This window comes from Pseudonocardia sp. CA-142604 (assembly GCF_050948475.1).
In the GTDB taxonomy this organism is placed as follows: Bacteria; Actinomycetota; Actinomycetes; order Mycobacteriales; family Pseudonocardiaceae; genus Pseudonocardia; species Pseudonocardia alaniniphila.
Map to the genome: position 1 here is coordinate 763,728 of NZ_CP192045.1, position 26,419 is coordinate 790,146.

26 protein-coding genes are annotated in these 26,419 nt (G+C 69.5%); 14 read left to right on the top strand and 12 right to left on the bottom strand.

Annotated elements, in window-relative coordinates:
* The first annotated feature begins 116 nt into the window (after positions 1 to 116).
* The 5 genes from ACQPZQ_RS03660 to ACQPZQ_RS03680 are packed head-to-tail and all read left to right on the top strand — an operon-like array spanning position 117 to position 4,904.
* Positions 117 to 1,508 (top strand): SLC13 family permease, encoded by a 1,392-nt coding sequence (locus ACQPZQ_RS03660; RefSeq protein WP_433292033.1) that lies wholly within the window; start codon positions 117 to 119, stop codon positions 1,506 to 1,508.
* Positions 1,509 to 1,510: 2 nt separating this feature from the next.
* A complete protein-coding gene (locus ACQPZQ_RS03665) occupies positions 1,511 to 2,737 on the top strand; it encodes a CaiB/BaiF CoA transferase family protein (RefSeq protein WP_433292035.1) in 1,227 nt (408 codons plus the stop codon).
* Entirely contained in the window at positions 2,734 to 3,504 is a 771-nt protein-coding gene (locus ACQPZQ_RS03670; protein ID WP_433292037.1) for an enoyl-CoA hydratase/isomerase family protein, read from the top strand. The genes ACQPZQ_RS03665 and ACQPZQ_RS03670 overlap by 4 nt, the downstream gene beginning before the upstream one ends.
* Before the next feature lie 57 nt (positions 3,505 to 3,561).
* Positions 3,562 to 4,341, top strand: coding sequence for an IclR family transcriptional regulator (locus ACQPZQ_RS03675; RefSeq protein ID WP_433292039.1), 780 nt, complete (start codon positions 3,562 to 3,564; stop codon positions 4,339 to 4,341).
* Positions 4,341 to 4,904 (top strand): class I SAM-dependent methyltransferase, encoded by a 564-nt coding sequence (locus tag ACQPZQ_RS03680; protein ID WP_433292041.1) that lies wholly within the window; start codon positions 4,341 to 4,343, stop codon positions 4,902 to 4,904. The genes ACQPZQ_RS03675 and ACQPZQ_RS03680 overlap by 1 nt, the downstream gene beginning before the upstream one ends.
* Positions 4,905 to 4,948: 44 nt before the next feature.
* Here the strand turns inward: ACQPZQ_RS03680 and ACQPZQ_RS03685 are convergent, their stop codons facing one another.
* Positions 4,949 to 5,959: an AraC family transcriptional regulator gene (locus ACQPZQ_RS03685; RefSeq protein WP_433292043.1), complete on the bottom strand. Its 1,011-nt coding sequence runs from the start codon at positions 5,957 to 5,959 to the stop codon at positions 4,949 to 4,951.
* A 101-nt stretch (positions 5,960 to 6,060) separates the two neighbouring features.
* A complete protein-coding gene (locus tag ACQPZQ_RS03690) occupies positions 6,061 to 7,947 on the bottom strand; it encodes an AMP-binding protein (RefSeq protein ID WP_433292045.1) in 1,887 nt (628 codons plus the stop codon).
* 16 nt (positions 7,948 to 7,963) lie between these two features.
* Between ACQPZQ_RS03690 and ACQPZQ_RS03695 the strand changes: the two genes are divergently transcribed.
* The 5 genes from ACQPZQ_RS03695 to ACQPZQ_RS03715 all read left to right on the top strand — a co-directional run bounded on the left by ACQPZQ_RS03695 (position 7,964) and on the right by ACQPZQ_RS03715 (position 13,982).
* Entirely contained in the window at positions 7,964 to 8,971 is a 1,008-nt protein-coding gene (locus tag ACQPZQ_RS03695) for a LacI family DNA-binding transcriptional regulator (RefSeq protein ID WP_433292047.1), read from the top strand.
* Between the two features lie 100 nt (positions 8,972 to 9,071).
* The gene (locus ACQPZQ_RS03700) at positions 9,072 to 10,730 is read left to right on the top strand and encodes a glycoside hydrolase family 13 protein (protein ID WP_433292049.1); all 1,659 of its coding nucleotides are present in this window, start codon (positions 9,072 to 9,074) and stop codon (positions 10,728 to 10,730) included.
* 2 nt (positions 10,731 to 10,732) lie between these two features.
* The gene (locus ACQPZQ_RS03705; protein ID WP_433292051.1) at positions 10,733 to 12,106 is read left to right on the top strand and encodes an ABC transporter substrate-binding protein; all 1,374 of its coding nucleotides are present in this window, start codon (positions 10,733 to 10,735) and stop codon (positions 12,104 to 12,106) included.
* 2 nt (positions 12,107 to 12,108) lie between these two features.
* Positions 12,109 to 12,996 carry a carbohydrate ABC transporter permease gene (locus ACQPZQ_RS03710; RefSeq protein WP_433292053.1) on the top strand — a complete coding sequence of 296 codons (888 nt, stop codon included), beginning with the start codon at positions 12,109 to 12,111 and terminating at the stop codon, positions 12,994 to 12,996.
* Complete coding sequence (locus ACQPZQ_RS03715) at positions 12,993 to 13,982, top strand: carbohydrate ABC transporter permease (RefSeq protein WP_433292055.1); 990 nt, start codon at positions 12,993 to 12,995, stop codon at positions 13,980 to 13,982. Before ACQPZQ_RS03710 ends, ACQPZQ_RS03715 begins: the two co-directional genes overlap by 4 nt.
* Before the next feature lie 64 nt (positions 13,983 to 14,046).
* Here the strand turns inward: ACQPZQ_RS03715 and ACQPZQ_RS03720 are convergent, their stop codons facing one another.
* On the bottom strand, positions 14,047 to 14,286 hold the full coding sequence (locus ACQPZQ_RS03720; protein ID WP_433292057.1) for a hypothetical protein: 240 nt from the start codon (positions 14,284 to 14,286) through the stop codon (positions 14,047 to 14,049).
* Positions 14,287 to 14,531: 245 nt separating this feature from the next.
* On the opposite strand from ACQPZQ_RS03720, the gene ACQPZQ_RS03725 reads away from it, so the two are divergent.
* Positions 14,532 to 14,771, top strand: a complete 240-nt coding sequence (locus ACQPZQ_RS03725) for a DUF397 domain-containing protein (RefSeq protein WP_241038629.1) — start codon at positions 14,532 to 14,534, stop codon at positions 14,769 to 14,771.
* A 92-nt stretch (positions 14,772 to 14,863) separates the two neighbouring features.
* The gene (locus ACQPZQ_RS03730; RefSeq protein WP_433292059.1) at positions 14,864 to 15,766 is read left to right on the top strand and encodes a helix-turn-helix domain-containing protein; all 903 of its coding nucleotides are present in this window, start codon (positions 14,864 to 14,866) and stop codon (positions 15,764 to 15,766) included.
* Between the two features lie 6 nt (positions 15,767 to 15,772).
* Here the strand turns inward: ACQPZQ_RS03730 and ACQPZQ_RS03735 are convergent, their stop codons facing one another.
* From ACQPZQ_RS03735 to pip, 5 genes are all read right to left on the bottom strand, one after another.
* Positions 15,773 to 16,603, bottom strand: a complete 831-nt coding sequence (locus tag ACQPZQ_RS03735) for an SAM-dependent methyltransferase (protein ID WP_433292061.1) — start codon at positions 16,601 to 16,603, stop codon at positions 15,773 to 15,775.
* Between the two features lie 116 nt (positions 16,604 to 16,719).
* Positions 16,720 to 18,003: an MFS transporter gene (locus tag ACQPZQ_RS03740; protein WP_433292063.1), complete on the bottom strand. Its 1,284-nt coding sequence runs from the start codon at positions 18,001 to 18,003 to the stop codon at positions 16,720 to 16,722.
* 185 nt (positions 18,004 to 18,188) lie between these two features.
* Complete coding sequence (locus ACQPZQ_RS03745; protein ID WP_433292065.1) at positions 18,189 to 19,421, bottom strand: class I SAM-dependent methyltransferase; 1,233 nt, start codon at positions 19,419 to 19,421, stop codon at positions 18,189 to 18,191.
* Positions 19,422 to 19,478: 57 nt separating this feature from the next.
* Complete coding sequence (locus ACQPZQ_RS03750; protein ID WP_433292067.1) at positions 19,479 to 20,228, bottom strand: hypothetical protein; 750 nt, start codon at positions 20,226 to 20,228, stop codon at positions 19,479 to 19,481.
* A gap of 13 nt (positions 20,229 to 20,241) precedes the next feature.
* A complete protein-coding gene (gene pip / locus ACQPZQ_RS03755) occupies positions 20,242 to 21,198 on the bottom strand; it encodes a prolyl aminopeptidase (protein ID WP_433292069.1) in 957 nt (318 codons plus the stop codon).
* Between the two features lie 239 nt (positions 21,199 to 21,437).
* Here pip and ACQPZQ_RS03760 point away from each other — a divergent pair, with 239 nt between their 5' ends.
* Together ACQPZQ_RS03760 and ACQPZQ_RS03765 are read left to right on the top strand one after the other, a co-directional pair.
* A complete protein-coding gene (locus tag ACQPZQ_RS03760) occupies positions 21,438 to 22,247 on the top strand; it encodes a uridine kinase (RefSeq protein WP_433292071.1) in 810 nt (269 codons plus the stop codon).
* A gap of 17 nt (positions 22,248 to 22,264) precedes the next feature.
* A complete protein-coding gene (locus ACQPZQ_RS03765) occupies positions 22,265 to 23,089 on the top strand; it encodes a molybdenum storage protein subunit alpha (RefSeq protein ID WP_433292073.1) in 825 nt (274 codons plus the stop codon).
* Here ACQPZQ_RS03765 and ACQPZQ_RS03770 read toward each other — a convergent pair.
* From ACQPZQ_RS03770 to ACQPZQ_RS03785, 4 genes are all read right to left on the bottom strand, one after another.
* Entirely contained in the window at positions 23,073 to 23,819 is a 747-nt protein-coding gene (locus ACQPZQ_RS03770; protein ID WP_433292075.1) for a hypothetical protein, read from the bottom strand. The genes ACQPZQ_RS03765 and ACQPZQ_RS03770 overlap by 17 nt on opposite strands.
* 332 nt (positions 23,820 to 24,151) lie before the next feature.
* The gene (locus ACQPZQ_RS03775; protein WP_433292077.1) at positions 24,152 to 24,607 is read right to left on the bottom strand and encodes a GNAT family N-acetyltransferase; all 456 of its coding nucleotides are present in this window, start codon (positions 24,605 to 24,607) and stop codon (positions 24,152 to 24,154) included.
* A 3-nt stretch (positions 24,608 to 24,610) separates the two neighbouring features.
* Positions 24,611 to 25,330, bottom strand: coding sequence for an anti-sigma factor family protein (locus tag ACQPZQ_RS03780; protein WP_433292079.1), 720 nt, complete (start codon positions 25,328 to 25,330; stop codon positions 24,611 to 24,613).
* Positions 25,330 to 25,869 (bottom strand): sigma-70 family RNA polymerase sigma factor, encoded by a 540-nt coding sequence (locus ACQPZQ_RS03785; protein ID WP_433292081.1) that lies wholly within the window; start codon positions 25,867 to 25,869, stop codon positions 25,330 to 25,332. The genes ACQPZQ_RS03780 and ACQPZQ_RS03785 overlap by 1 nt, the downstream gene beginning before the upstream one ends.
* Between the last annotated feature and the right edge of the window lie 550 nt (positions 25,870 to 26,419).

The window sequence follows — 26,419 nt, forward strand, 5'->3', positions numbered from 1 at the left end:
CACTGCTCATCGTGCGTGCCAGCCCTTGACCTGGCAGTGTGACCCGAACCATACTGCAACACGGAAACCGTCTTCCGCATTACGGAACATTGGCGTCCCTGTCGTGAGGAAGTGGCATGTCCTACCAGGTGATATCGATCCTCGCGCTGGTGGCGGCGTTCGTCCTCGCCACCGTGCTCCCCATCAACCTCGGCGCGATCTCGCTCGTCGCCGCGCTCGTCATCGGGACGCTGGCGATCCCCGGGAGTCCGGACGACGTCGCCGACGCGATCTTCGCCGGCTTCCCCGGCAGCCTGTTCGTGATCCTCGTGGGGGTCACGTTCCTGTTCGCGATCGCCCGTGCCAACGGGACCGTCGACTGGCTCGTGCACGTGGCCATGAAGGGCGTGGGCGGCCGGATCGCCCTGATCCCCTGGATCATGTTCTTCGTCACCGCTCTGCTCACGGCGTTCGGCGCCGTCGTGCCCGCCGCGGTCGCGATCATCGCTCCGGTCGGCATGGGCTTCGCGGTCCGCCACAAGATCAACCCGGTGCTGATGGGCCTGTCGATCATCAACGGGGCCAGCGCGGGCGGGTTCTCCCCGCTCAGCATCTTCGGCGTGATCACCAACGGCGTCGTCGCGGACAACAACCTGCCCGGCAGCCCGCTGATCCTGTTCCTCGGCAGCCTCGTGTTCAACGTGCTGCTCAACATCGTCGTGTTCCTGCTCTTCGGTGGCCGCGAGCTCCTCGGCCGAGTCGCGGACACCAGCGGCGGGACCACGGACGAGACCGCTGACGCCGCGGCGGTCTCCCTTCGCAAACCCGGCACCAGCGAGAGCGCCTCCGACGGGCCGGGTGCCGCGCGGGCCACCACCTCGGGCGCCACGGGGGCAAGCTTCACCGACGGCGAGCACCCGCCGGTCACCTCGCTCGACCTGAACCGCTCGCTCACGCTCGTCGCGCTGATCGGCGTGGCCATCGGGGCGCTGGCCTTCCAGCTCGACGTGGGCCTGCTCGCCGTCACCGCCGCGGTACTGCTCTCGCTGCTCGCCCCGCACACCTACAAGGGCGCGGTGGCCCAGGTCGCATGGCCGACGGTGCTGCTGATCTGCGGAATCGTCACCTACGTCAACCTCATGCAGGACATCGGCACCGTCGACTTCCTCGGCAACCAGGTCGCCGCGATCGGCGTGCCGCTCCTCGCGGCGCTGGTGGTCTGCTACATCGGTGCCGCGGTGTCGGCGTTCGCCTCCACCACCGGCATCCTCGGCGCCCTGATCCCGCTGGCCGTGCCGTTCCTGCTCGCGGGTGAGGTGGGAGCGATCGGTCTCATCACCGCGCTGGCGATCTCCTCGTCGGTGGTCGACTCGAGCCCGTTCTCCACCTCGGGTGCGCTGGTCACGGCCAACGCCCCGGAGGACCGGCGCGACTACGTCTACCGCCGGTTGATGCGGTGGGGCTTCTCGATGGTCGCGGTCGCACCGCCCATCACGTGGCTGCTGTTGGTGGTGCCGGGTTGGCTGTAGGCATGCAGCACGAGAGCGCGTCCGAGGGGTCGCTCGCCGGCGTCACGGTGCTCGAGATCGGCGTCTTCATGGCCGGCCCCTTCGCCACCATGCAGCTCGCCGACCTGGGCGCCAGGGTCATCAAGGTCGAGAACCCGGCAGCCCCTGATCCCACCCGTTCCACCGGCCCGTTCCTCGAGGGCTCCGACTCCTCGCGGCACAGCTCGCCGTTCGCGCGGCTCAACCGCAACAAGGAATCGGTGGCGCTGGACCTGAAGTCCGAGGCAGGCCGCGAAGCGTTTCTGCGGCTGGTGGCGGGCGCCGATGTGCTCGTGGAGAACCTGCGGCCCGGTGCGATGCGGCGCCTCGGGCTCGGACCGGACGAGCTCGCCGAGCTCAACCCCGGACTCGTGTACGCCTCGGCGTCCGGCTTCGGGCAGGACGGGCCGCTGGCAGCACTGCCGGGGCTCGACATCATGGCCCAGGCGCGCTCGGGGCTCATGAGCATCACGGGATCACCCGACGGCGACCCGGTGAAGGTGGGCGTGCCGATCTGTGACCTCGTCTGCGGGCTCTACACGGCACTCGCGGTCACCGCCGCGCTGCACCACCGGGACCAGCCGCACGGTGACGGCCGGGGCCAGCAGATCGACGTCTCGCTGCTGGAGTCGGGCGTGTCACTCGCGGTGTGGGAAGCCGGGAAGTACTTCGCAACCGGGGAGGTGGGGCGGCCACTGGGCTCCGCGCACCAGGCGCAGGCCCCGTACCAGGCGGTGCGGTGCGCGGACGGCTGGGTGACGGTCGGCGCGATCACGCCGAAGACCTGGAACGGGCTCTGTGCGGCCCTCGACCTGCCGCACCTGCACGCCGACCCCCGCTACGTCGACTCGGACGGCCGGCACGCCCATCGCGCGGAGCTCGTCGCCGAGATCGAGAAGGCCACCACGGCCCTGACGGCCGCCGACGTCGTCGCGGCGCTCGACATCGCCGGCGTCCCGTGCGCGCCGATCAACGACTACGGCCAGGTGTTCACCGATCCCCACCTCTCGCGCCGAGACTTCTTCTGGAACGCCGAGCACCCCGATGTCGGCCCGGTCCGTCAGCTCGGCTCGCCGATGCGGCTGTCGGCCACGCCGGCCCGGCGGGGTGGTGCGGGCCCGGCGCTCGGGGCCGACTCACGCGCCGTCCTCGGTGAGGTCGGGTACACCGACGCCGAGATGGATGCGTTGCTCGGGACGATGGCGCCATGAGTGACTTGCTCGTCGACCGCGACGGACCCGTCCTGCGCGTCACCTTCAACCGGCCTGCGTCGCACAACGCCCTGACGTTCGCCATGTACGAGGGCCTGCACGACGCCTGCGAGCGGGCGGACGCAGAGGACGACGTCAGAGTGCTGGTGCTGCGTGGCGCCGGGGGCCGGGCGTTCGTGTCGGGCACCGACATCGCCCAGTTCGAGGGCTTCGACGGGCCTACCGGCGTGGCGTACGAGGAGCGGATCAGCCGCGTCGTGCGCAGGCTGGAGGACACGACCGTGCCCACCGTGGCTGCTGTCGACGGCTACTGCATCGGTGGTGGCCTCGCCCTCGCCGCCGCCTGCGATCTCCGCATCGCCACCGCGGCGTCACGGTTCGGGGTGCCGGTCGCGCGCACCCTGGGCAACTGCCTGTCGATGGACACCTACGCCCTTCTGCTGGGGCACCTCGGCCCGGCGCGCACTCTCGACATGCTGTTGCGGGCCCGCCTGCTGAGCGCGGAGGAGGTGCACACCGCGGGGTTCGTCACCCAGCTCGCCGACGACACCGCGGCTCTCGACACGTCCCTCGCGGAGACCGTCGACGCGCTGGCGTCGCACGCCCCGCTGAGCATGTGGGCCACGAAGCAGTCGCTCGTCAGGCTGCGCCGGGCCGGGCTCCCGAACGGCGACGACATCGTGGCGCGGGTGTACGGCAGCGCCGACTTCCAGGCCGCGGTTCGCTCCTTCGGGGCCAAGGAGCGTGCAACGTGGAAAGGGGAATGAGGCCTGGCGGATAACCTGCCAGGTCCCGCAACTCGGCGGATCCTGAACCGGAGAACCATGGCTGGTGTGGCGCAACCCGACCGCAGTGGCGGCGTGCAGTCCCTCGACCGGGCGTTCGCCCTGCTCGAGCACATGGCGGACGCAGGCGGCGACGTCGCGCTCTCCGAGCTCGCCGTCCGTTCCGGGCTGCCGCTGCCCACGATCCACCGGATCGTCCGCACGCTCGTGGCGTCGGGGTACGTCCGGCAGCTGCCGTCCCGGCGCTACGGCCTGGGCCCGCGGTTGATCGGGCTCGGTGAGGCCGCGTCCCGGATGCTGGGGGAGTGGGCACGCCCGCAGCTTGCCCAGCTGGTGGATCAGGCGGGCGAGACGGCCAACCTCGCGATGCTCGACGGCGACGCCGTGGTCTACGTGGCGCAGGTCCCGTCGCGGCACTCGATGCGGATGTTCACCGAGGTCGGCCGCCGGGTGCCGGTGCACTGCACGGGCGTGGGGAAGGTGCTGCTGGCACAGCTCCCACCCGCACAGGTGCAGGCCATGCTGATGCGCGCCGGCATGGTTGCCCAGACCCCCCACACCATCACCGATCCCGACCGGCTCGCCCGCGAGCTCGACCGCGTCCGCCACCAGGGCTACGCCGTCGACGACGCCGAACAGGAGGTGGGCGTGCGCTGCGTCGCCGTCGCCGTTCCCGGTGGGCGCTCCACCACCGCGCTGTCCGTGTCGGGCCCGGAGACCCGCGTGACGTGGGCGGTGGTGGAACGCACCGTTCCGCTGCTGCAACAGGCGGCCGCGGCGCTGGCAGGGCAGCTCGCCGGGCGGGGGGTCATGGCGTAGTGAACGAGGAACACCTGCGGCTGTGCGCCAGCGCCGAGTGGGCCCAGCTCGTGGCCGACGACCTGCTGCCCTGGGTGCTGGGTGAGGACCTCCTGCTCGGGGAGGACGTGCTGGAGATCGGCGCCGGCCCCGGCCTGGTCACGGATCTGCTCGTGGAGCGCGCGCCGCGCGTCACCGCGGTGGAGATCGACCCGGTACTGGCGTCGGCGCTGCGGGAACGCATGAGCGGCAAGCCGGTGGACGTGGTCACCGCCGATGCCACCGCGATGCCGCTGCCGGACGGCCGGTTCTCCTCGGCGTTCTGCTTCACGATGCTGCACCACATTCCCGACGCCGAAAGCCAGGACCGCGCGCTGGCCGAGATCGCCCGCGTGCTGCGGCCGGGCGGTGTGCTGCTCGGCACCGACGGCGAGGACACCCCGCCCCGGCGGGCGCTGCACGTGGACGACATCTTCAACCCCGTCGACCCGGATGTGTTGCCCTCCCGGCTCGCCGCCGCCGGGTTCACCGACGCCGAGGTGGAGAGCAACGGCGACCGGTTCCGGTTCCGCGCGCGCCGCTGAGCCACGTTCGCGGGCTGGTCGGCCTCGGACGCGCGAGGTGTCGCCTATCTGGCTCGGCGGAGGGTCTCGCGCGGGTTCTCTCCGTAGAGGGCATGGTGCGCGGCGGCGAACTTGCCCAGGTTGGCGAAGCCCCACCTGGTGGCCACCGACGTCACCGTGACCAGGGCGGGGTCGGCCGCGCGCAGTTCCTCGTGCGCGTGCCGTAGCCGTACCGCGCGCAGGTACGCCATCGGCGAGGTGTTCAGGTGGCGCTTGAAGCCCTCCTGCAGGGAGCGCACGCTCACGAAGCAGCGGCCGGCCAATCCGGCGGTGGTCCACGGCTCTGCGGGCAGGGCATGAATGAGTTCGACCGCGGCCCGGATCGCTGCGGGGGCCGCTGCGACCGGTTCCTCAGCCAGCGCCGCGCGCCCACCGTGGTCGGTGGCCAGGAGCAGGCCATGGATAAGCGCGTCGACCAGCGGCCGGGCGATCAGCGGCTCGCGGGCCAGACCGTCGTCCCTGGCCAGCTGCCGGCGCAGCAGCAGCACCAGCTGGGCCCAGTCACGGCCGGCGCCCCGGGTGATGTCGAGGGAGGGAGAGAGCAGGAGCTGCCGGTCGACCGGCGCGCTTCCGTACTCCAGCTGGGCCGCCAGCGCCTCCTCCACCGCGAGCCGGTCGATCTTCACACACAGCTGTCGGCTCCCGGCTCCCCATCGCGGCAGCGACGTGTCGCCGTCGGGTATGTAGACCCCGGCCCGCGTCGGATCGATCACGACCTGCGTACCCCGATGCTCGGACTGGATTCGGCCGGACAGCGGCAGGTTGACGTGGTAGGTGCCGTGGAACGAGCCGCAGTCCATTCGTACGTCGGCGCCGAAGGTGATGTCGCTGATCGTGATCGGGCCGGCGTCGACAATGCACTGCCGGAGGAAGAACTGCTCCGGATCACCGAGCCGGAACAGCCGCTGGTGCGGATACAACGCCGACCCACACCACATCTCGGCCTGGGTGAAATCAGTGGTGTGCTGCCAGGACTCCGCCGCCGCATCCCCAGCCAGCAGATCATTGTCGGCCATCATGTCATGCTACGCACGCACGCTACTGAACCGGCACCCCGTGTTTGTGATAGTGGTGGGAGCGTGATCCATTAATCCAGGACGGTGTTCTTACAATCCCCTTACAAGGATCGCCAGGAGAGATCCTGCGCGTCCGCGGCACCGTTCAACCACGCTCTCAGCAGTTCTTTGCGGACCTTTCCGGTCGAGTTCCTCGGCAGTCGGTCCAGCCGTTCGAGCCGGGTCGGCAGATACCAGTCCGTCATACCCTGCGCGCTGAGGTAGTTCCGCAGCTCCTCCAGGGTCGGCGCGATCTCACCGCGGACCATGATCACGGCGCACGCCAGCTCGGCACCGTGCTCGTCGAAGTAGCCGACCACCGCGACGTCCTCGACGGCCGGATGGTGCATCAACAGGTCTTCCACGTCGGCGATCGGGATCATGAATGCGCCGCCGACCCGGTCGGCGACCCTTCCCATCAGGCGAATTCCACCGTGCCCGTCCCAGGTCGCGAGATCGCCGGTGTCGTACCAGCCGTCGTCATGCTCCCTGATCACGGTCAGCTGGTTGTCCTCGCCTCGCACGGTGGCCAGGCACACCGCCGGGCCACGGACGAAGAACCGGCCCGGCTGCTCCACGGTGACCGGCGCATCGGAGCGGATGTCGAGCTCGTAGCCGGGGAAGGGTCGCCCGTCGCTCTGCAGTGTCCAGTCGATGGGGTCGTCGGCCCTCGTGATGGTCGCACAGCCGACCTCGGTCATTCCCCACTCCGAACGCAGGCCGATTCCGAAGGTCTCGATCACGCTCTTCACGACCCGGCTGGGGATCTTCGTGCCGGTGGCGGCCATGACCCGCAGCGACGGCAACCTCGTCGGACGCTCCGACGCCGCGGCCACGAGCTGGTCGTGGTAGCTGGGCGCGGCCATCATGACCGCGACCCGGGCCTGCTCGAGCACCGCCAGGCCCGCTGCCCCCGACCAGGTGTCCAGCAGCACGGCACGCGCACCGGTCTGCAACGGGATGTGAAGGGAGAAGACGGTTCCGAGGCTGTACATCGCGCTGTGCGGGGTGAAGACGGCGTCCGCCGCGGTGATCGATTCGGCCTCGGCCAGTCCCGATGAGCCCGCGTACCACGTGTTCTGGGTTCCCAGGACCCCTTTGGGCTGCCCCGACGTGCCCGAGGTGAAAAGGACGATGGACACCGCGTCCGGATCCTCTTCCGCGTCGTCCAACGCAACGGGATGGCGCTCTTCCCACGGCGTGTTCTCGAAGAACTCGCCGAACTCGATCTCGGCGCCCGGTTCGGCCCGGCCGAGGACCACCAGCTTGCGCAGTCCGGGCAGATGCGGGGCGACCGATCGTGCCATCGCGGCATGGTCGAACCCGTCCCACTCGTCGATGGTCACGAATACGTCGGCGTCCACCCGCGCGAGAAGCCGTTCGAGCTCGCGTCGCCGGATCGTCGTCATGACGGGAGCGATGACCGCGCGCAGCCGGGCTGCCGCCAGGTACATGGCGCAGGACTGCCACCAGTTCGGCAACTGCATGGCCACCACCTGGCCGGGCCGGACGCCGAGTTCGTACAGCGCGGCGGCGAATCTCTCCACCAGATGCGCGTACTCACCGTAGGTGACGGTTGTTCGCCGCCCCTCCGATCCGAAGGCGTCGATCGCCACCGCATCGGGAGTGGCGTCACGCCATTTTCGAAGATCGTTGATGAGACCGGTATCCCGCCACCTGCCGCCGGCTCGGTACTTCCTTGCCAATTCGGTCGAAGCCCGCAGGGTGTACGTTCCTGCCCGATTCACAGCCATTCGGATCAATTCCTCTTCTGTTGGGTGTCGGCGCTGTTCAGAAGTTAATTTCTTCCTCAGCCTGATGGAGTGGCAGGCCGAATTCCGTTCCGAAAGCGCGGACTCTTGGCTCGTCAGCGCGAAACCCGACGACCGGAGAGCGCCGGCCCTGGGTCTGCAAGAGCACGTAAGTCTTGCAAGGTCTTGCAAGATCATGCGTTAGGGTTGCGGCATGACGCGGCGGCTGGCGGTGGTGGCGAAGAAGGTCGGCGTCAGCGAGGCCACGGTCAGCCGGGTGCTCAACGGCAAGCCCGGAGTCTCCGAGGCCACCCGCGACGCTGTGCTCACCGCGCTCGACGTGCTCGGCTACGAGCGGCCCACCAGCCTGCGCGGCGAACGCGCCCGCCTGGTCGGCCTGGTCCTCCCCGAGCTGCAGAATCCGATCTTCCCGGCGTTCGCCGAGGTCGTGGGGGGTGCACTGGCCCAGCAGGGCCTCACCGCGCTGCTGTGCACGAGCTCCGCAGGCGGCGTGAGTGAGGCCGCGTACGTCGACCTCTTGCTCCAGCAGCAGGTGTCCGGCGCGATCTTCGCAGGCGGTCTCTACACCGAGGCCGACGCCAAGCACGATCACTACCGGCTCCTGCTGCAGCGCAAGCTGCCCACCGTGCTCACCAACGCCGCCGTCGACGCGTTGGGTCTCCCACAGGTGTCCTGTGACGACGGTGCGGCCGTCGAGCAGGCGTTCAGCCACCTGGTGGCGCTGGGTCATCGGCGGATCGGACTGCTCCTCGGGCCGGCCTCGCACGTTCCGTCGCAGCGCAAGCTCGCCGCGTTCGTCACTGCCAACACCAGGGCCGGTCAGGCCGAGCAGGCCGCACTGGTGGAGCACGCGATGTTCTCGCTGGAGAGCGGGCAGGCCTCGATGATGCGGCTGCTCGACCGGGGCGTCACCGGGGTCATCTGTGCGAGCGACCCGCTCGCCCTCGGCGCCATCAGGGCGGCACGCCGGCGCGGACTGTCGGTGCCCGGCGACCTCTCGGTGATCGGATATGACGACTCTGCGCTGATGAGCTGCGTCGACCCTGCACTCACCACGATCCGCCAGCCCATCGAGGCGATGGGCCGAGCTGCCGTCGACCTGCTGGTGCACCAGATCGAGGGCAGCGCGGTGGGCACCGCCGAGCTGATGTACGAGCCGGAGTTGGTGGTCCGCTCCTCGACCGGACCGGTGAAGCCATGATCATGTAGAGAAATCGACTCGAAATCGTCGAACTCTTGCTGGATTCTGACGGCCGTCGCTACCGTCCTCGCACACGATCGGGTGATGCGAGCGGGGGCGCATGGACGGGTGGGCTGCGCGCGACGGGCAGTGGTGGCGCGATGCGGTGATCTACGAGATCTATCCCCGCAGCTTCGCCGACGCCGACGGCGACGGTGTCGGCGACCTGGCGGGCGTCCGGTCCCGCCTCGGCTACCTGCGCGATCTCGGGGTGGACGCCATCTGGTTCACGCCCTGGTACCTCTCGCCGATGGCCGACGGCGGCTACGACGTCACCGACTACCGCATGATCGATCCGGCGTTCGGCACGCTCGCCGGGGCGGAGAACCTGATCAGGGACGCGCTGGCCGTCGGCATCCGCACGATCGTCGACGTCGTCCCCAACCACGTGTCCGACCAGCACCCCTGGTTTCAGGCCGCGCTGGCCGCAGCGCCGGGCTCGCCCGAGCGGGCCCGGTTCTGGTTTCGTCCCGGCCGTGGTCCGGGTGGCGGCGAGATGCCGACGCGCTGGCCGTCGATGTTCGCCGGTGACACCTGGACCCGCACCAAGAACGCCGACGGCACCCCGGGCGAGTGGTACCTGCACCTGTTCAGCACGGGGCAGCCGGACCTGAACTGGAGCCACCCCGACGTCCGTCGCGAGCACGAGGACGTGCTGCGGTTCTGGTTCGACCGCGGCGTCGCGGGCGTGCGGATCGACTCGGCTGCCCTGCTGGTGAAGGACGCGGCGCTGCCGGAGATCCCGGCCGACCCGGGACCGGGCGAGCACCCCAACACCGATCGCGACGAACTGCACGACATCTACCGCGGCTGGCGGGAGATCGCCGACTCGTACCCGGCCGACCACGGCCCCGGCCGCCGGATCCTGGTCGGCGAGATCTGGCTGCCCGACGTCGAGCGGTTCGTGCGCTACCTGCGACCCGACGAGCTGCACACGGCGTTCAACTTCGACTTCCTGGCCCGTCCCTGGGACGCCGCACAGCTGCGCGCGTCGATCGACGCCACGCTGGCCGCCCACGCGCCGGTGGGCGCGCCCGCCACCTGGGTGCTGTCCAACCACGACGTCACGCGGCCGGTCACGCGCTACGGCCGTGCGGAGTCGGGATTCTCGTTCGCGGCCAAGCGGGCGGGCACTCCGACAGACCCCGAGCTGGGCGTGCGGCGCGCGAGGGCGGCCGCACTTCTGTCGGCGGCGCTCCCCGGGTCGCTCTACATCTATCAGGGCGACGAGCTCGGCCTGCCCGAATTCGAGCAGCTCGACGACGAGCTGCGGCAGGACCCGATGTACCTGCGCTCCGGCGGCCGTGACCCCGGCCGGGAGGGCTGCCGGGTTCCGCTGCCATGGGCGGGCGACCGGCCGCCGTTCGGATTCTCCCCGCCCGGGACCCAGGCCACGTGGCTGCCGCAGCCTGCGGAGTGGGCGGCGCTGACCGTCGCCGCGCAGGAGGCCGACCCCGGCTCGATGCTCGCGCTGTACCGGGCCGCACTGCGGATCCGCCGCGACGAACCCGAACTGGGGGACGGCCCGATGGAGTGGCTGTCCTCCGCCGACGGAGTGCTCGCGTTCCGGCGCGGCCCGTCGTTCACCTGCGTCGTGAACCTCTCGCCCGGGCCGGTGGCGCTCCCCGGGCACACCGCGGTGCTGCTGTCGAGCGCACCGCTGCCGAACGGCGAGCTACCCACCGACACGGCCGCCTGGCTGCGCAACGAGAGGGAGTGACGATGAGGTCCATCCGGAAGACCGCGACCGTGGCATCGGCGGCGCTGGTCGTCGCAGGTCTCCTGGCCGCATGCAGTGGCTCGACCGACGATCCGAGCGCCGGTGGGAAGACGGCGATCTCGGTCGTCAGCCTCAAGCCCGGTAGCGAGCAAGCCGCCTTCGATGCCTTCGAGAACCAGGTGAGGCAGTTCGAGGCCGCGAACCCGGACATCGACGTGACCAGCCAGGAGTACGAGTGGACGGGCCCCACGTTCACCGCGCAGCTCGCCGGGGGCACCCTGCCCACCGTCTTCACCGTGCCCTTCACCGACGGCAGCGCGCTGATCGAGCGCGGCCAGCTCGCCGACCTCACCCAGTACGTCCGTGGCTTCGGATACGCCGACAAGTTCAACGAGACCGTGCTGCGGTCCGGGCAGAGCGCCGACGGCGGGATCTTCGGCGTGCCGACGGCGGCCTACGGCGTCGGCCTGCACTACAACCGCACCCTCTTCACCCAGGCCGGGCTCGACCCGGACAAGCCCCCGACCACCTGGGACGAGGTGCGCAGCTACGCCAGGCAGATCGCCGAACGCACGGGGCAGGCCGGCTACGCACAGATGACCGAGGAGAACACCGGCGGCTGGATGCTGACCTCGCTCACCTACGCCCTCGGCGGCCGGATGCAGGAGGTCGACGGCGACAAGGTGGAGGCCACGATCGACAACCCGGCCGCGCGTGAGGCGCTCACCCGGCTGCGTGAGATGCGCTGGCAGGACAACTCGATGGGGAGCAACTTCCTCTACGACTGGGGCACGATCAACCAGGAGTTCGCCGCGGGCCGGATCGGCATGATCATGGGCGGGTCCGACATCTACGAGTCGCTGGTGCAGCAGAACAACATCAACCCGGACGACTACGGGCTCTCGGTGCTGCCACTCGCGCCAGGGAGCTCGGCGGGCCTGCTCGGCGGCGGCACGCTGGCCGCGGTGAACGTCAAGGCCACGCCCGAGCAGCAGGCCGCCGGGGCGAAGTGGATCGACTTCTACTACATGGCCAAGTACTTGAAGCAGGACGCCGCGGTGCTCGACGCGAAGACACTGGCCGACAGCGAGCAGCCGGTCGGCCTGCCGGAGCTGCCGGTCTTCGACCGAGCGACGCTCGACCAGTACAACGAGTGGATCAAGCAGTACGTCAACGTGCCGCTCGACCAGATGCGCTTCTTCTCCGACGGGATCTTCGACCAGGACCTCGCCGGTGAGCCCACGGCGCGCACCCAGGAGATGTACGCCGTGCTGGACTCCGTCGTACAGGCCGTGCTGACCGACCAGGGCGCCGACATCGACGCGCTGCTCCGCACGGCCGACTCCGATGTCCAGGCGATCATCGACCGAGGCTGAGCATGCGCACCTGGGTCCGGCGCGGTGGCCTGAGCACGCTGGTCTTCCTGCTGCCGCTGCTGGTGATCTTCGGCGTGTTCTCGTGGCTGCCGATCGTCCGGGCAGCGGTCATGAGCGTGCAGCAGACCAACCTGGTCACCGCGCCGGAGTTCGTGGGGCTGCAGAACTTCGAGTCGGTGCTGGGCGATCCGCTGTTCTGGACCGCGGTGCAGAACACCGGGATGTTCGCGCTCATCGCGCTCGTGTTCGGCTACCCGCTCCCGCTCGTGCTGGCCGTGCTGATGAGCGAGGTGCGCCGGTACCGCGGGCTGTTCAGCGCGATCGCCTATCTGCCGATGGTGGTGCCGCCCGTGGTGGCCGTGCTCATGTGGAAGTTCTTCTACGACGCCCGCCCCGACGGGGTGTTCAACACCATCCTCGGCTGGGTGGGCCTGGGCCCGTACCAGTGGCTGCAGTCGGCCACCACCGCGATGCCGTCCCTCGTGCTGGAGGCCACGTGGGCGGCGGCCGGCGGCACGGTGATCATCTATCTGGCCGCGCTGATCGGAGTGCCCGCTGACCTGTACGACGCCGCTGACGTCGACGGCGCGTCGATCTGGCGGAAGATCTGGCACATCACGCTGCCGCAACTGCGCGGGGTGCTGCTGGTCACCCTGATCCTGCAGATCATCGGCACCTCGCAGGTGTTCCTCGAACCCTTCCTCTTCACCGGGGGCGGGCCGGCGAACTCGACCCTCACCGTGCTGCTGCTGATCTACAACTATGCCTTCGGCTCCAGCCTCGGCGGCGACTACGGGGCGGCCACCGCACTGAGCCTGATGCTCGCGGTGTTCCTGGCTGCGCTGTCCGCCCTCTACTTCTGGCTAACCCGATCCTGGAGCAGTTCATGAGCACGCCGACCAGCACGCGGCCCGCGGTTTCGAGCGGCCCGCGGCCCGTTGCTGCCGAAGCCGCCGGCCGCCGGCCGGCCCGGAGGGCGCTGCGACGGGCCGCCGAGCAGCCGCCGCGCGGGATCGTCTCGGACGCCGAGCGCCGGACGCCCTCGGTGCGGCTCGCGCTGGGGGTCATCCACACGGTGGTTCTGCTGCTGTTGCTGGTGATCGGGCTCGGGCCGATCCTGTGGCTGGTCAAGGCCTCGATCAGCACCACACAGGACACCCTCCGCAGCCCGATGGCGCTGTTCCCCAGCGGGGTGGACTGGGCGAACCTGGCCACCGCGTGGTCGCGGGTGCACATCGACCTGCACGTCGCCAACAGCCTGATCATCGCCTCGGGCTCATGGTTCGTGCAGCTGGTCGTCGCGACCACCGCCGGCTACGCGCTCTCGATCCTGCGACCCCGGTACGGGCCGGTGCTGTACTGGCTGGTGCTCAGCACTCTGTTCGTCCCCGCGGTCGTGCTGCTCGTGCCGCTCTACCTGACCGTGCTCGAACCACCGCTGCTCGGTGTCTCGCTGATCAACACGTTCTGGGCGGTGTGGCTACCGGCCGGCGCGAACGCCTTCAACGTGCTGCTCACGAAGCGGTTCTTCGACAACCTGCCGCAGGAGATCTTCGACGCGGCCAGGATCGACGGGGCCGGCCCGTACCGGGTCTTCTGGTCGGTGCTGCTACCGATGTCCCGCCCGATACTCGGCGTGGTGTCGGTGTTCGCGTTCATCTCGGCCTGGAAGGACTTCCTCTGGCCGCTGCTCGTGCTGCCCGACCCGGACGTCCAGCCGCTCTCCGTGCGGTTGCCGACCCTGGCGCGCTCCACCGAGCTGGACGTGCTGCTCGCGGCGCTGACGATCTCGGCGCTGATCCCGATGGTGTTGTTCCTGGTGTTCCAGCGGACGTTCCTGCGCAGTGCGGGCCTCAGCGGCGCGCTCAAGGGCTAGCGGCGATCACCGCGCGACCGGCGCGATCGCCCCGCGAAGGGTGCTCGGGCGGGGTTCGCGGCGATCAGCGGAAGAAGAAGCGTGACCGCTGGGGACGGCGACGTGCGTTGCGCTTGTCCCACAGGTCGCTGCATGAGCGGCATGGCTCGCCGTCCGGGGCACACATCGGAGCAGCAGCGACCATGTGGCCGCAGACCGCCGAGTAGTAGCCGCTGTCGTGGGCCACGCCCTGAGTGAGTTCGCTGTCCGGCACGGCGTGAGCGCGCCCGTCGGTGACACAGGTGACCGAGACGGTCGTCGCCATCGACAACACGCCGACTGCCGTCGACTGGTGTGATCTGTTCACGGCCCCCCGTCCGCACACAGTTGCGTCCGCATGTGCCCGAGAGCACGTCGTCCAAGATCAGTTTGCACCGTCACGCTTGCATTCGCAAGAGTGTCTGCAACAGCATCTGCAAAGCTGTCTGCAACAGCATCTGCAAGTGCATCTGCAAGGCACGCTCCCCGGCGGAGACGCGGGGGAGGCCCGAACCAGTCGGAGGGTCGGACATGCACCACCACGACGGGAGCAGCGTCGCTGCTGATCTCCTCGGCTCCGTCGCCTGGCGGAAGAGCCAGGCCAGCAACCCCAACGGCGACTGCGTCGAGCTCGCTCATCTCGACTGCGGCACCATCGCCGTCCGCAACTCGCGCGACCCGCGAGGCCCTGCGCTCCTCTACACGCGGGCGGAGATCGCTGCCTTCATCCGAGGAGCCAAGGACGGCGAGTTCGACGACCTCATAGCTTGATCCACAGGAGATCGGTCACGGTCGACAAGGACGGTCTATGCTCGTCGATCACGGAAGGCCGGATCATGCAGTTTCGTCGTGAAAGGTGAGCTGTGCCAGCAGAGCCGACAGGCCGATCTCCACTGGGTCCGCCCGATCCCATCCAGCAGGGTGGGCCTACCGTCCTGCGCATCGTCCTCGGCACGCACCTGCGGCGGTTGCGCGAGGCCAACGGCATCACGCGCGAAGCTGCAGGCGACGCCATCCGGGCCTCCCACGCCAAGATCAGCCGCCTGGAGCTGGGCAGGGTCGGCTTCAAGGAACGCGACATCGTCGACCTCCTCTCGCTCTACGGCGTCACCGAGGCCGGGGAGCGCGAGGAGTACCTGAGCCTGGCCCGGCGGGCCAACTCGCGGGGCTGGTGGCACCAGGACAGCAACCTCCTGCCGAGCTGGTTCGAGACGTACCTCGGGCTCGAGCAGGCGGCCAGCGTCATCCGCACCTACCAGGTGCAGTTCGTGCCCGGCCTGCTGCAGAGTGAGGAGTACGCGCGCAGCGTCATCCTGGTCGGTCACCAGGACGAGTCCGCCGACGACATCGACCGGCGGGTGCGGCTGCGGATGAACCGCCAGAAGATGCTCACCGAGCCGGGGGCACCCCAGCTCTGGGCCGTGATCGACGAGGCCGCTCTGAGCCGGCCCTTCGGCAGCCGGCGGGTCATGCACGACCAGATCGAGCATCTGCTCGAGATGACGTCGCTGCCGAACGTCACCGTGCAGATTCTCCCGTTCGAGTTCGGCATCCACGCCGCGGCAGGCGGTCCCTTCACGATTCTCCGGTTCGCCGAGGCCGACCTGCCCGACGTCGTCTACCTCGAGCAGCTCAACAGTGCGATCTACCTCGACAAGCGCCCGGAGGTCGAGGACTACCTCGCCGTCATGGAGCGGGTGAGCGTGCAGGCCGAGACTCCGGCCGAGACGAAGGCGATCCTGCGGAAGAAGCTCCTCGACGACTGAGCCGGCTCAGCCCGGCTTCCGGGCCAGACCTGCGGCGAGCAGGGTGTGCACGGCGCTGTCGGTGGGCGTGAGCCTGTCGGCGTGCCAGTCGTTGCAGTACACCAGGCCGGGCTCGAGCATCTCGAGCCCCTCGAACATGCGGTACAGGTCTTCCCACGTGCGGAAGCGGCCTGTGCCCAGGCCGCCTTCGAGGAAGGCCTTTTCGAGTGCCTTCGCGCGTTCCTCGTCGTCGTCGAGGAAGTGGCTGATCAACATGTGCGAGCCGGGGGAGAGCCGCTCCCGGATCGCCTCCACTGCCGGATAGACGTCGTCGTCGGTCAGGTGGTGCAAGACGCTCGCTGCGATCACCGCGAGCGGCTCGTCGAAGTTGATCAGTTCGGCGACGTCCGGATCGTCGAAGATCGACTCTGCGACGCGGGCGTCGGCGGCGATCACGGTGCTGGTGTTCTCCCGGCTGAGCAAGGCTCGTCCGTGGACGATCACGACAGGGTCGTTGTCGACGTAGACCACGCGGATGTTGCGGTCGATGCGATGTGCGATCTCGTGGACGTTGCCGACGGTGGGCAGGCCCGAGCCGATGTCGATGATCTGCCGGATGCCGACGTCGCGCACGAGATAGGGCACAGCCCGGCGCAGGAAGTTGCGGTTGTCCTTCGCGAGCTGGCCGGCGTTCGGATCCACCGCGTACATCGCATCGGTGGCCCGCCGGTCGATCTCGAAGTGGTCCTTGCCGCCGAGGATGTAGTCGTACACACGCGCGATCGAAGCCTTGGTCCGATCGATGTCCGGCACGCCGTACGTGCTTGCGTTGCCGGTTCTGTTTGCCCGGCCAGCCATCACGGTTCTCCTCCAACGGCGGCCTCGTCGACGACCACATGTCAATCGCGATGATCGCTTCGCGGGAGTCTAGCGATCTGCATACACGGCCGTGACGAAGCCTCGCATACCTGAAATCACCGCTCGTGGCCGTCTCGAACGGCTGTGGCCAGCGAGAATGCTGAGACTTCGGAGAAAAGCGGGGCGGGCGTCCTCTCGTCGGCGACGCCGGTGCGGCACAGCAGCGCCGGCGCCGTGGCGATGACCGCGAGCGCGAGGGCCGTCGCGAACACCAGCAGACCGACCTGCGGGGTGCTGTAGCGGATCAGCAGACCCAAGCCGATCACCGGGATCGTCAGGCCGAGATAGCCGGCCACGAACAGGCCGGCGAGCGCCTCGGCGCGGGCGTTCTCCGGAGCCAGCGTCACGACCGTGCTGAGGGTGCCCCGGAACAGGATGCCCCCACCCAGTCCGGTGACGACCCCACCGGTGAGGAAGCCGGCGAGACTCGGCGTGGGCAGCCACACCGCGGCCACCAGCAGCGCCAGCCCGACCAGGAGGATCGGGATCCCCGTGGTCAGGAGGCGGGGCACGCTGATCATCGAGGTGGCGAGCTGTGCTGCGACCGCGGAGGTGAAGACCACGAACGTCACGGTGCCGGCGAGGGCGACCGACGGGTGGTGGAGCGGGCCGGACAGGTAGCTCGGCGCGACGGAGGTGAACAAACCGAACGCGGCGAAGACGACGAACATGCCGGTCGCAGCCGCCAGATAGCGGCCGCGGACGTGGTGCGGTACCGACACGCGCTGGGGTCGGTACCGGGTTCGCGGCCTCATCGGAGCCCGGGTCTCCGGCGCAGCGAGCACGAGCAGAAGCCCGACCACCAGCGCGATGACGAACACGAGGTACGGGACGGTCAACGGATGGCCTGCCCATTGGGCCAGCGCACCGGACAGCATCGTCCCGACGCCGAAGCCCCACATGTTCGACGCGGTACCGACCACCTGGGCCCGGCGGTTCGTCGCCCGGGGACGGTGAGCGGCATGGAGCTCGCCCAGCCACGCCGTCGCCGTGGAGGTGAAGGCGCCGACCCCGAGTCCGGTCAGGGACCGCGCGACGATCAGCCCGGGCAGTGCGGGCCAGAAGAGGAAGACGACGGCTGCCGCGATCTCGATGAGCAGCGCCGGCACGATCACACGCCGTCGGCCGTGCGAGTCGGACAGGTGCCCGGCGAGGACGAGACTGACCACAGCGCCCACGGCGTAGGCGGCGTAGACGATCGTCACGACCAACGCCGAGAAGGCGTCCCGCTCACGGTAGAGCGTGTAGAGCGGGCCCGGGGCCGTCGAGAACGCGATGACCGTCAGGAACACAGCAGCGACGGACCAGAAGCCGAAGCCGTAGCGGCGACCAGGAGACATGCCTCCAGCGTGCGATCGCGCCACCATCCGCCGCGACGAAGCAACGCGCTGGATCGAATCGCGAATCGCGATACGGCAATGCCGAGCAGGTGCGGGAAGGCCGGCTCGCTCGGCGACTCGGTGCGGCGGGGGTGGCGTTGGCCGCCACGATCCGCCGCACGGCAGGTGCCGAGGAGCCGGGAGCGTCAGACCGTGATGAGCTCGGTGGTCTGCAGGCCGAGCTCGTCGAGCAGGGCGCGCACCTCGTCGACGTAGACGGGGTTCATCAGCAGCACCGTTCGCGGCGGTGCCGACACGAGATCGCGGGGCGCGACGATGGGGAGCCCCAGCCCGCCGATGTAGTGGTTCTGCAGGCCCGGGTTGATGTCGACCACCGCGGACACCGCGTCGGCGTGCTCGCGCAGCATGTTGAGGAAGGTGAGGCCCTTGGCCCCACCACCCCAGACGACGACGGTGTCGCCTGCGGCGCGGCGGTCGTCGAGCCACGAACCCCAGTGGGTGATCCGCCCGATGGTGTGCGTGGCGAACCCTTCGCAGAGCTGGTGCAGCCGGTCCAGCTCGGCGGCCGGGCCGGGTTCGCCTGCGGTGTCGCCGGTCGCGGGCGCGGCTTCGGCCACCACGTACTGGTCGGTGTAGGTGGTGCGCACGTCGAGCACGTCGAACCCCAGCCGGCCCAGGTAGCCGCCCAGGGTGGCGGGGGTGAAGTAGGAGCAGTGCTCGTACTGCAGGTCCCAGAACGCGCCGTCGGTGAGGATGCGGCCGAGGTCGGGCACCTCGGCGAGCAGCACGGGAACGCCGGCGGTGCGCATCCCGCGAAGGATGTCCGCCCCGAACACGGCGAGCTCGGGGATGTGCTCGAGCGTGTGCCGGCAGACGACCGCGGCGGTGCCGGGCTCCACCATCTCGGGGGAGTAGAACGCGGGCACCGCGCGCAGCCGCTGCGCGAGGTCGGCGGGAACGCGCTCGGGGCCGAAGTGCGGGTCGATCCCGGTGACGCTCCCGACCCCGGCACGGAGCAGCTCGGCGGCGAAGTCGCCTGCGCCGCAGCCGATCTCGACGACGTGCTGGTCGAGCAGCTCGTGGCGCTTCACCCACTGCTCGCTCAGCTCGGCGGCGTACGCGGCGAAGCGGGGAGACAGGTGCTGGGACTCCTCGTGCTCACCGGTGTAGTCCAGCTTGGACATGTCGAAGGCCCGGTTGAACACGACGCCGCAGGTGCCGCAGAGGGCGAGCTCCTGGTCTCCCGTGGTGACGGCGCGGGCCTCGTCGGCACTGGCGAACACCGCGGTGCCGTGCACCGGCAGCTCCGTCAACCGGATGAACGCGGGAGGTGCCGGGGCGGAACACGAGGGGCAGGCGGCCAGCTCACCGCGCTTCGTCGTGCCGTCCGGAATCGCGGAGACGCTCAGATCGAGCATTTTCACCTCTAGGTGCGGATCGGCGGTCTTCGCGCCGCAGACTAGTGGGAGTCACCTTCATCCCGAGAAGTGGTCACCGTCGTAGTCTGTCCGGAACCGGCGGTCTCCCACCTTGAGCAGTACGTCCTGCAGCGAGAAGGTGCTGTCGAGCACCTGCCTGATCTCTTCGAGGAGCGCGCGGATCTCGCGCACGCGCTCCTCGGGGCGCTCGTGCGCCAGGTACCGGACGACCTCGCGGTAGACGGGCTCGTCCCAGCGCTGCAGCGTCGACACCGCCCCTCGCTCGAGCACCGACCGCACGGCGTCGAGCTCGTCGAACGCCGCGTCGTCGTGGCCGAGCTCCTGCAGCCGGGCGAGCTGCTCCGCCGACGGTTCGGTCATCGGGAACCCGCCCCGCGACATGACGGTCAACAGGCTGTCGAGCGCGTTGGCCTTGCCGCGCAGCAGCGGCGCGAGCCGCGCGATCGATCCGGGGGCGAGGATGTTCAGCTGCGTGCTCAGCCGGTTCATCGTCGAGCCGATCCGGCCGAGGGTGAAACGTTGTTGCTGCACGACATCGCGGATCCAGGTGCCGGCCGTGAGGGCGTACGGATCGTTCCCGTGTTCCAGGTGCTGCGTCATTCTGCTGACGTATGCCCGGAGGTTCTGGACGATGTCCTCTGCGCAGAGCATCGCCTCGTTGAGCTGGGCGTACAGCATGAACAGCTCGGCGCCCATCTCGTTCAGCCGCCGTTGCCGCGCCGCGGAACCCGCCGCGGGAAGTGCCTTGGTCACGGTCTCGATGAGCACCTTCAGCAGTTCGAGCACGCCGCCGCCTCGTCTATCGGGCGAAGTCGTCGAGAGCGCCGAGCAGGCGGTCGCTCATGGTGTCGCTGCCCTTGTGGCCTGAATCGCTGATCGCGTGCAACTGCGCGTCCGGCCATGCCTTGGCGAGTTCCCATGCGGTGTCGAGCGGCCCACTGAGATCGAGGCGCCCGTGGATCAGGACTGCGGGGATGCCGGCGAGCCGCCCGGCGTCACGGAGGATGGCACCCTCCTCCAGCCATGCGCCGTTGGCGAAGTAGTGCGCACAGATGCGGACGAGGGCGAGCATGTCGGCCGACGGGCGGTCGCTGAACGGGGCGGGTTTGCCGTTCGGTTCCAGGGAGAGGACCGCGTCCTCCCATGCGCTCCAGTCGAGGGCGGCCTGCTCCCGGACGAGCGGGTCAGGGTGCTCCAGCAGGCGTGCGTAGGTCCCGACCAGGTCGTCGTCGCGGTCGGCCTCCGGCACACCGTCCCGGAACCGCTCCCACTCCTCGGGGAAGAAGCGCCCGACCCCGCGGTAGAGCCAGTCGATCTCCGAACGCCGCGTGGTGGTGACGCTGACGAGCACGATCTCCGACACCCGGTGCGGGTACCGCTCGGCGTACGCGAGGACCAGCGTGCTTCCCCACGAACCCCCGCAGAGCAGCCAGCGGTCGATGCCGAGGTGCTCGCGCAGCCGTTCCATGTCGGCGATCAGATGGTCCGTGGTGTTGACCGACATGTCGGTGGCCGGGTCGCTCGCGTGCGGGAGGCTGCGCCCGCACCCGCGCTGGTCGAACAGCACGGCGCGGTACCGGGCGGGGTCGAACTTCCGGCGCGCGTTGGCGGTGGAGCCGCCGCCGGGGCCACCGTGCACCCACAGTGCCGGCTTGCCGTCCGGGTTGCCGCAGGTCTCCCAGTACACGAGGTTGTCGTCACCGACGTCGAGCATCCCGTGCTCGTACGGTTCGATCGGTGGGTACGGCTCGGCCATGATCGTCCCTTCTGTCCGCCGTACCGTACGACGCCCCGGCGGCTGCCCCGGATCCACCCGAATGCGGCGGGAAGTCGCCGCCGAGGAACGCGTTGCTCGATGCCCGCGCTGCTGCGTCCGGCACACCGGGTGACGGTCCGCATATTCGGTCCGGCCACCCGAAGCGGGTGTCGTCAATCCTGCGGAGTCGTGGTTACAGTGCCCACTGACCTGCGGAAACGGGCGGTCGAGGAGGGTTCATGACTGGAGCCGCGTCCCTGGCGGAGCTACTGATGTCGCGCTCGTTGAGCGACCCGGAGCTACATCGTGCGACCGAGGCCGTCGAGGATCACGCGATCCTGCCCGACGTCAGCGTGCTCAAGATCGGTGGCCAGAGCCTCATCGATCGGGGACGCGCCGCGGTGTTCCCCGTCGTCGACCAACTCGTGGCCGCCAAGCGGACCCACAAGATGTTGATCGGCACCGGCGGTGGCACGCGGGCCCGGCACGTCTACGCGCTGGCCGCCGAGCTGGGCATGCCGACCGGCGTGCTGAGCGAGGTCGGAGCCGCGGTCGCCGGCCAGAACGCGCACATGCTCGGCTACCTGATGGCGAAACACGGCGTGCCGACGGTCGGACCGTCGGCGTTCGGCGTGCTCGCCCTGCAGATGGCGGAGTCAGGAGCGGTGATCTTCTCGGGCATGCCGCCCTACGACCTGTGGCAGCGGGTCCCGGGTGAGGGCGTGATCCCGCCCTACCGGACCGACGCCGGGTGTTATCTGGTGGCGGAGACCTACGGCTGCAAGCAGATGATCTTCGTCAAGGACGAGGACGGGCTCTACAGCGCCAACCCCAAGAACGACGGATCCGCCACGTTCATCCCGAGGGCCACGGTCGACGAGCTGATCGAGATGGACCTCCCCGACCTGGTCATCGAGCGTCCGGTGCTGGAGCTGATGCGACACGCCCGGCACGTGCGCGAGGTCCAGATCGTCAACGGCCTGCGGCCCGAACTGGTCCGCCGCGCGCTCGACGGCGAGCACGTCGGTTCGATCATCACCGCCGCATGACACCCACGGAGCACCCCATGACCAAGCCAGGCGCCACGTCGGCCGAGCCGGTCGCGGCCAAGGACGTCCCCTCGCTGTTGATGCGCCAGACACTGCTGGACCGCGAGCTGGTGCGGCCGGTCGACGGGCCGGTGATCCGGGTGCTGCCCTGGTTGCGGGTGGTGGCCATCGGCGGCACCACGATCATGGACAGGGGGCGCGATGCCGTGATCCCGCTCGTGGGGGAGCTGCGCGCCGCACTCGCCGAGCACCGGATGCTGATCCTGACGGGCGCCGGGGTCCGGGCGCGGCACATCCTCGGCGTGGGTCTGGACCTCGGCATGCCCACCGGCGTGCTCGGTGGCCTGGCAGCCACCGAGGCCGAGCAGAACGCGCACCTGCTGGCCGCCCTCCTGGCGGCCGACGGTGTCTCCTACCTGCCGCACGGCACGGTCGCCAACCAACTGGCCACGCACCTGTCGGCGAGCCGGGCCGTGGTGGCCAACGGCTACCCGCCCTACGGGGTGCACGAGTTCCCGCCTCCCGTGGGCAAGATCCCGCCGCACCGCAGCGACGCGGGTGCGTTCCTGCTGGCCGACGCCTATGGAGCCGCGCAGCTCGTCTACGTCAAGGATGCGGACGGGCCGGCAGGCGGGAGGACCAACGGGTCCGGCACGAGGATCGCGGTCGGCGAGCTACTCGGCCGAGACCGAGCGGAACTGCCCGTCGATCCGCTCGTGCTGGAGCTGATGACGCGCGCCAAGCACGTGCGGGAGATCCAGGTCGTCAACGGGCTCGTTCCCGGGAACCTGACGCTCGCGCTCGCCGGCAAGAACGTCGGGACTGTCATCCACGCTGACTGAGCTCGCCCTCCACCGACTTCGGCCGGCGCGGCCAGAGCTTCGAGCCGACCACTCCGCCGATCGCTGCTGCGGCGACCGACAGCCCGAGGCCGAGCGCTGCCCAGCCCGCTGCCGACCGTGCGGACCTGAGCACCAGCACGGGGTCGATGACGATGCCCTGCTGCTGGGCGCCCAGGAGGGCGGCCAGCGGCCCGAGCACCGAGCTGCCGCCGATGAAGGCGAGGATGAGGATCCCGAGCATGCTCAACGCCCAGACGAGCACGCCGTGCAGCAGGCCGTCGCCTGCGCCTCGCCAGGCGGTGGAGGCGCTGGCGAGCAGGCCTCCGATGAAGAACGAGATCAACGCCAGTATGCCGCTGACGATCCCGCCCGTGGTGTTGCCGCCGTAGCCCGGCCCGAGCACGCCCACGGCGAAGAAGAAGAGCTGGAGCACGACGAACACCGCCAGGGCGACGATGACGCCGGCCCATACCGGGCCCCAGCGCACGCGGTCGCGCCCCGCCGGCACTTCGGACGCACTGTCGACCGCGGCGTGGCGGCCGGCAGGTGGGCCCTGTGCTGCACCGCTGTCGGGTGCGTAGCCGGCGCCACCCGCGGGAGTTCTCTGCTCCGGCGCAGTCCCAGCGGGCGTCCTGGTCTCGCTCGGAGGTCGCTGCTGCGGGATGCCGGGAGTTGTGGGCGGGGAACCGACATCGGTTCGCGAGGTGCCGCTCTCGTCCGGTGTGGCCATGTCGATCTCCTGCTCTTCCGACGAACGGGAACCACCCGTTCTGCGGCTGAGGACAATTGATTCGGACTTAGGCGCAGGTTGGGCAAGGTTAGAACCGGCACATCGGGCCCGCAACCGGCAGGCGGGCATACCCGGAAAAGGTCGAACAAAACCCGATCAAGAAACGTCGGCAGCGGCCGCCGAGAGAGCCCTGAGCGGCGGTTGACAAACCGGGAGTGGGTATTGCCGATTTCGGCCACTGATCGTCGGATTGCTTGCTCGGTTACGCGGGGCCGGGGCGCGCACAAGTGTGTTTCGCGTGATTCGTACGGTTCTGAGCGAGGAAGCGACCCTCAGCGCCCGCGGAAGTCGAGACTCCCGAGACGCCACGCGCTGCTCAGCCACCCTTCGACCGCTTGCGCCAGCGGCCCGTCCAGCTCGGCCCGGTCCGCACGGACCCAGCAGCGCACTTCCGTGTCGAAGCCGGGCGTCCGGGAGGGGTAGATGTAGACGCACCCGATCACCTCACCGTCCTCGGGTTCGAGGACGGTGTAGGTGAACCCGGTGCGTTGAGTGAAGTCGCGCGCGTGGCCTTCCAGGTCGGCGAGGTTCGCCTCCAGTGTCATGCCGGAGAGCGGAGGCCAGTCCCCATAAGGAAACCCCGGAGTCACCCGGATGTGGTCGATGCTGCTGGTCCAGGCGGCGTGGTCGGACGCGTTGTGCTCCGGCCCGAGCGGCTCCAGCCGGAACCGCTCGGTGATCAGGCCCGTCGGGACGACGAAGTCATCGGGGACGAGCTGATCTGCCACGCGTCAGACCTTAGCCTCCACGAACTGCTTCCCTCCCGTGTTCTGCACGACCACACCGGCCACGTCCTCGGGGGCGATCAACGCCGACCCGTCGAGCGTGGTTCCGCCGGTGGAGCCCTGCTCCGAGACCAGCCAGCCGCCCGCCGTCTCGCGGGTGCCGTCCTTGGCCACCACCACGAGCTGGCAGCGTTGCCCCGCGGGAATGCCCGTGACCGCCGCGCTGACGCGAACCCAGCCGGCCGCAGGCACGATGGCAGCGGTCACCCGGGCACCTGTGGACGGATCGGTAGCGCTCGCGTAGCGGGTGCCGGGGGTGGCAGGCGCGGCCGTCGTGGAGCCAGGAGCCGGACCTGCGGCGATGCTCTGCCCGTTCTCACTCAGAGTCACCCGGCCGACGAGAACACCCCCGACGAGCGCTACGGCCGCCACTGCCGCGGCCGCCGCGGCGGCCAGGTATCGGCGCCGGCCCTCGACTTGAGAGGACTCTGCTCTCACCTGCCGCAGTGTCCGTTGCAGAAGTAGGTCCGCGTCCTCAGGTGGGCCGTCCAACAGCACCTCGGGGGGTACGTCTGCCAGCAGTTGCTGGAGCTCGCGAAGCACGTCGACCTCCTCCCTGCATTCGGAACAGGTGCCGAGGTGGTCCTCGACGACCTTCTTCTCCTCCGGGCCCAGTTCGTCCGCGACGTAGGAATCGATGTCTGCATGGTCACGTGCCGCGTTCATCAGGCAGCTCCTTCCATCCCTACTCGCCGTTCGGGAAACATCTGGCGCAATGCCCGCAGCGCGTAGTGCGACCGGGACTTCACGGTGCCGGGCGGGATACCTAGCTCCTTGGCAGTTTCGTCGACCGACCGCCCCTGCAGATAGACCTGCTCGAGCACCTCGCGATGCTCGGCGGACAGCCGGCCCAGCACATCGAGCACGACCATGGTGTCGACCACACGGTCCGCATGATCTCGCTCGACCGGGACGTTGGTCGGCGACTCCGGCACTTCGGCGGGTCGCGCGTTTCGGGCTCGGATCCGGTCGGTGACGATGTTGCGGACCACGGTGAGCAGCCAGCCGCGTACCGAACCTTTCCCGTTCACGAGGGAGTCCGGATGTCGCCACGCTCTCACGAGTGCCTCCTGGACGACGTCCTCAGCGGCGGCGCGGTCACTGGTCAGCCTCGTCGCGTAGGCAAGCATCGCTTTTCCGTGCTCCTCGAAGAGGGAGCGCACGAGGGCTTCGTCGGCGCCCCCTGGCCGACGCGCCGTTCTCATCCCGACCACGCACGTTTCCCTTTCCCCGCGCCCCACGAAGTGGGAGCTCCGCCGGCCACGTCGGCGGTAACCACGACGTATCCCCGTAGGCACAGGCGCTCTGGCTGTTCGACGAGGTTCGGGCCCGGGCGGGCGATACACACCGCTGCAGCCGCCCTCGTGGGCGGCGGGTCGGCCTCGAATGCCGACTGCGGCGTGAACACCGTCATCTACCGAAACCCTCACCTTCGACAACCCGAGCCGGGAGCGCCGGCCACCCAGGACACGTCGCTGGGGTCGGTGAGGTTCACTGGATCTTCGCGAAATTATTGGCGGCTTTCTCGTCGTACTGCCTGGCGGAGCAGAACGCCCCCGACCACCGCCGGAGCGGCGATGTGCCGTACGGCGGCAACGCCGTCGGGAGAACTGGCAGGACATGACCACCTCGCTTGTGCCGACGAGCTTCAGATCGACTTCCGCACACCACACGGCTCGTTCGGAGCGCGGGTTCAGGACTGGATGATCTGACCCACGTTTTCCTGACCAAAGGGCGTGCTCGTTCTGGCTGCCG